Origin of the sequence: Pseudoalteromonas sp. TB25 (assembly GCF_000497995.1) — a bacterium.
GTDB lineage: Bacteria > Pseudomonadota > Gammaproteobacteria > Enterobacterales > Alteromonadaceae > Pseudoalteromonas > Pseudoalteromonas distincta.
Genome location: NZ_AUTI01000388.1, coordinates 1 through 4,600 on the forward strand (window position 1 = coordinate 1; position 4,600 = coordinate 4,600).

The window sequence follows — 4,600 nt, forward strand, 5'->3', positions numbered from 1 at the left end:
GTATGGCTCGCCGTAAACAAAGCAAAGTAGTAGTAGAAGAGCAAACAGTAAGTGCAGAAGAGGCGACTCAAGCACTTACAGACGCTCTAAATGCTGATTTGTCTGGAAATCAATAAACTGTTCTTAATCAATAGATTAAGTGATCGTAAGGCAGTTATATGCTGTCTTACGATTAGTTTAGGTTGACAGGTTAAACTTTGCTCATTAAAATTCCGCCACCCATTTACTTGTGTGCTTAATGCAGGCTCGTAAATAAAGGGCGGATTTTTTTATTTTTTTCAGTAGTAATTTTAATTTCAGGAGCTATTTAAATGGCAACTATTAACCAGCTAGTGCGTAAGCCACGCCGTAGCAAGGTTACGAAAAGTAACTCAGCTGCACTAAAAGCGTGTCCGCAAAAGCGCGGTGTATGTACTCGCGTATATACAACTACACCTAAGAAACCAAACTCGGCGTTACGTAAAGTAGCACGTGTACGTTTAACTAACGGTTTCGAAGTAACTTCATACATTGGCGGTGAAGGTCATAACCTTCAAGAGCATAGTGTAATCCTAATCCGTGGTGGTCGTGTTAAAGATTTACCAGGTGTGCGTTTTCACACTGTTCGTGGTGCACTTGACTGTGCAGGCGTTAGCGATCGTCGTCAAGCTCGTTCTAAATACGGTGCAAAACGCCCTAAAGGGTAATTGTATTCCGTTAGTAAGGCCAAGCACTAAATATTTATAATTATTGTTTTGGGTGATTGACTCGAAAGAGCAAACCTGAATAAACCGGAGATACAAAATGCCTAGAAGACGCGTAATCGGTCAACGTAAAATTCTTCCAGATCCTAAGTTCGGATCGGAACTTCTTGCTAAATTCGTTAACATCGTGATGTTAGACGGCAAGAAATCTACTGCTGAAAAAATAGTTTATGGTGCGCTAGACGTGGCTGCTGAGAAATCAGGCAAGTCGCACCTAGAAATCTTTGAAACTGCACTTGATAACATCCGTCCACAGGTAGAGGTTAAATCTCGCCGTGTTGGTGGTTCAACTTATCAAGTACCAGTTGAAGTACGTCCAGTTCGTCGTAACGCATTAGGTATGCGTTGGTTAGTAGACGCTGCACGTAAGCGTGGCGAAAAATCTATGGGCTTACGTTTAGCTCAAGAAATCGTTGACGCTTCTGATAATAAAGGCACTGCGGTTAAGAAACGTGAAGACGTTCACCGTATGGCTGAAGCGAATAAAGCATTCGCTCATTACCGTTGGTAATCTGTCTTTAACCTTTAAGAGGATCATATGGCACGTACAACTCCACTTGAGCGCTATCGTAATATAGGTATTGTTGCTCACGTAGATGCAGGCAAAACCACCACAACAGAACGTGTTCTGTTCTACACAGGTCTTTCTCATAAGATCGGTGAAGTACATGATGGCGCTGCAACTATGGATTGGATGGAGCAGGAACAAGAGCGTGGTATCACAATCACTTCTGCTGCAACAACGTGTTTTTGGAAAGGGATGGACGCTCAATTTGACGCCCATCGTATCAATATTATTGATACTCCAGGACACGTAGATTTCACTATCGAAGTAGAGCGTTCTTTACGCGTACTTGATGGTGCGGTAGTTGTTCTTTGTGCTTCATCTGGTGTACAGCCACAAACTGAGACAGTTTGGCGTCAAGCGAACAAATACGAAGTTCCGAGAATGATCTTCGTAAATAAAATGGATCGCACGGGCGCAGACTTCTTAGCAGTGGTCAGCCAGGTGAAATCTCGTCTTGGAGCAACGCCTGTTCCAATTCAGTTGCCTGTAGGCGCTGAGGACGACTTTAAAGGTGTTATTGACCTTATAAAAATGAAAGTGATTAACTGGAACGAAGCGGACCAGGGTATGACTTTCTCTTATGAGGCAATACCGGCAGAACTTCTGGAATTAGCTGAAGAATGGCGCGCTCATTTAGTTGAAAGCGCTGCTGAAGCAACAGAAGAACTAATGGATAAATACTTAGAAGGTGAAGAGTTAAGTGAAGCAGAAATTAAAAATGCTTTACGCCAACGAACATTAGCAAATGAGATTGTTCCAGTTACTTGTGGTAGCGCATTTAAAAACAAAGGCGTTCAAGCTGTGCTTGATGGCGTTGTTGAATATATGCCGTCACCAGAGCAAGTGAAACAAATCCAAGGTATCTTAGAAAATGGTACTGAGGAAGAACGTCCAGCTAATGATAAAGCGCCGTTTGCTGCACTCGCATTTAAGATTGCAACAGACCCGTTCGTTGGAACCTTGACCTTTTTCCGTGTTTACTCTGGTACTGTTAAACAGGGTGACACGGTATATAATCCAGTAAAAAGTAAGCGTGAGCGACTTGGCCGTATCGTACAGATGCATTCAAACTCTCGTGAAGAGATCAAAGAAGTTTTCGCAGGCGACATCGCGGCAGCTATTGGTCTTAAAGACGTAACAACAGGTGAAACACTGTGTGATCCGAATTCTATTATTACGCTTGAGCGTATGGAATTCCCAGAACCAGTAATCTCTATTGCGGTTGAGCCCCGCACTATAGCTGACCAAGATAAGATGGGTATCGCACTAGGTAAACTAGCTGCTGAAGATCCTTCTTTTCGCGTACAAACTGACGAAGAATCAGGCCAGGTTATAATCTCTGGCATGGGTGAACTTCACCTAGATATCATCGTCGACCGTATGAAACGTGAATTCAGTGTTGAATGTAACGTTGGTAAGCCGCAGGTCTCATACCGAGAAGCTATTCGTTCAACTGTTAAGGTTGAAGGGAAGTTTATACGTCAGTCAGGTGGTCGTGGCCAATATGGACACGTTTGGATTAAACTTGAACCGATGGATATTACGGATGATGAGTCACCAATTTACGAGTTCGTTAACGAAACCGTAGGTGGTTCAGTTCCTAAAGAATTCGTTCCTGCGGTAGACAAAGGTATCCAAGAGCAAATGTCTCAAGGTGTACTGGCAGGCTACCCATTACTTGGCGTTAAAGCGACTTTATATGATGGTTCATTCCATGATGTAGATTCGAATGAAATGGCATTTAAAATAGCAGGTTCACTGGCAATGAAAAACGGGGCGCTTGAAGCTAACCCTGTACTTTTAGAGCCAGTAATGAAGGTTGAAGTACTCACTCCTGATTCAAATATGGGTGATGTAGTTGGCGACTTAAACCGTCGCCGCGGCATAATCGAAGGCATGGAAGATGCACTAGGTGGACTTAAGCAAATTAATGCGCAAGTTCCTCTTTCTGAAATGTTTGGTTATGCAACTGCTTTACGATCTGCAACACAGGGCCGTGCCTCATACTCTATGGAGTTTGTGAAGTACGCTGAAGCCTCTAAAAATGTCGCAGATACAATAATTTCAGCTCGCGCTGTTATATAATTTTAGCTTGTCTGGCTCAATAGTGAGTCAGGCTTTAATTTCTTTATTAGGAATTTTTTAAGATGGCAAAAGAAAAGTTTGAACGCGTAAAACCGCACGTAAACGTTGGTACAATCGGCCACGTTGACCACGGTAAAACTACACTAACTGCAGCAATCACTAACGTACTTGCAAAAGTATACGGCGGTGTTGCTAAAGATTTCGCATCAATCGATAACGCTCCAGAAGAGCGCGAACGTGGTATCACTATTTCAACGTCTCACGTTGAATACGATACACCTACACGTCACTACGCACACGTAGATTGTCCTGGTCACGCCGATTATGTTAAAAACATGATCACTGGTGCTGCTCAAATGGACGGCGCGATCTTAGTAGTTGCTGCGACAGATGGCCCTATGCCACAAACGCGTGAGCACATCCTTCTTTCTCGTCAAGTTGGTGTTCCTTACATCATCGTGTTCATGAACAAATGTGACATGGTTGATGACGAAGAGCTACTTGAACTAGTAGAAATGGAAGTTCGTGAACTTCTTTCAGAATACGATTTCCCAGGTGATGACTTACCTCTAATCGCGGGTTCTGCGCTTAAAGCGTTAGAAGGCGAGAAAGAGTGGGAAGATAAGATTGTTGAGCTTGCAAACGCACTTGATTCTTACATCCCAGAGCCAGAGCGTGACATCGATAAGCCATTCATCATGCCTATCGAAGACGTTTTCTCAATCCAGGGTCGTGGTACAGTTGTAACTGGTCGTGTTGAAGCTGGTATCATCCGCATCAATGACGAAGTAGAAATTGTTGGTATCAATGATACAACTCGTTCTACTTGTACTGGTGTTGAAATGTTCCGTAAGCTTCTTGACGAAGGTCGTGCTGGCGAAAACATCGGCGCACTTCTACGTGGTACTAAGCGTGAAGACGTTGAACGTGGTCAAGTACTAGCTAAGCCTGGTTCAATCAACCCACATACTACATTCACTTCAGAAGTATACGTACTTTCTAAAGATGAAGGTGGTCGTCATACTCCATTCTTCAAAGGTTACCGTCCACAGTTCTACTTCCGTACAACTGACGTAACTGGTGACGTACAGTTACCAGAAGGCGTAGAAATGGTAATGCCTGGTGATAACATCAAGATGACAGTAACTCTAATCGCACCAATCGCGATGGATGAAGGTCTTCGTTTTGCTATCCGTGAAGGTGG

At 43.4% G+C, this 4,600-nt stretch carries 4 protein-coding genes; all 4 read left to right on the forward strand.

The genetic code is table 11. The features are described 5' to 3' along the window. The first annotated feature begins 311 nt into the window (after nt 1-311). Nucleotides 312-686, forward strand: a complete 375-nt coding sequence (gene rpsL / locus L652_RS0116920; RefSeq protein ID WP_002958885.1) for a 30S ribosomal protein S12 — start codon at nt 312-314, stop codon at nt 684-686. Nucleotides 687-783: 97 nt separating this feature from the next. Next, nucleotides 784-1,254: a 30S ribosomal protein S7 gene (gene rpsG / locus L652_RS0116925; protein ID WP_010555004.1), complete on the forward strand. Its 471-nt coding sequence runs from the start codon at nt 784-786 to the stop codon at nt 1,252-1,254. Nucleotides 1,255-1,281: 27 nt separating this feature from the next. Continuing rightward, nucleotides 1,282-3,396 (forward strand): elongation factor G, encoded by a 2,115-nt coding sequence (fusA, locus tag L652_RS0116930; RefSeq protein ID WP_002958887.1) that lies wholly within the window; start codon nt 1,282-1,284, stop codon nt 3,394-3,396. A 62-nt stretch (nt 3,397-3,458) separates the two neighbouring features. Then, the coding region (gene tuf / locus L652_RS0116935; RefSeq protein ID WP_024597280.1) for an elongation factor Tu at nt 3,459-4,600 on the forward strand (1,142 nt) is incomplete at its 3' end.

Bases quoted from the DNA above. Each gene is read 5' to 3' on its own strand.
- rpsL (WP_002958885.1), top strand. From the start codon at position 312: ATGGCAACTATTAACCAGCTAGTGCGTAAGCCACGCCGTAGCAAGGTT.
- rpsG (WP_010555004.1), top strand. From the start codon at position 784: ATGCCTAGAAGACGCGTAATCGGTCAACGTAAAATTCTTCCAGATCCT.
- fusA (WP_002958887.1), top strand. From the start codon at position 1,282: ATGGCACGTACAACTCCACTTGAGCGCTATCGTAATATAGGTATTGTT.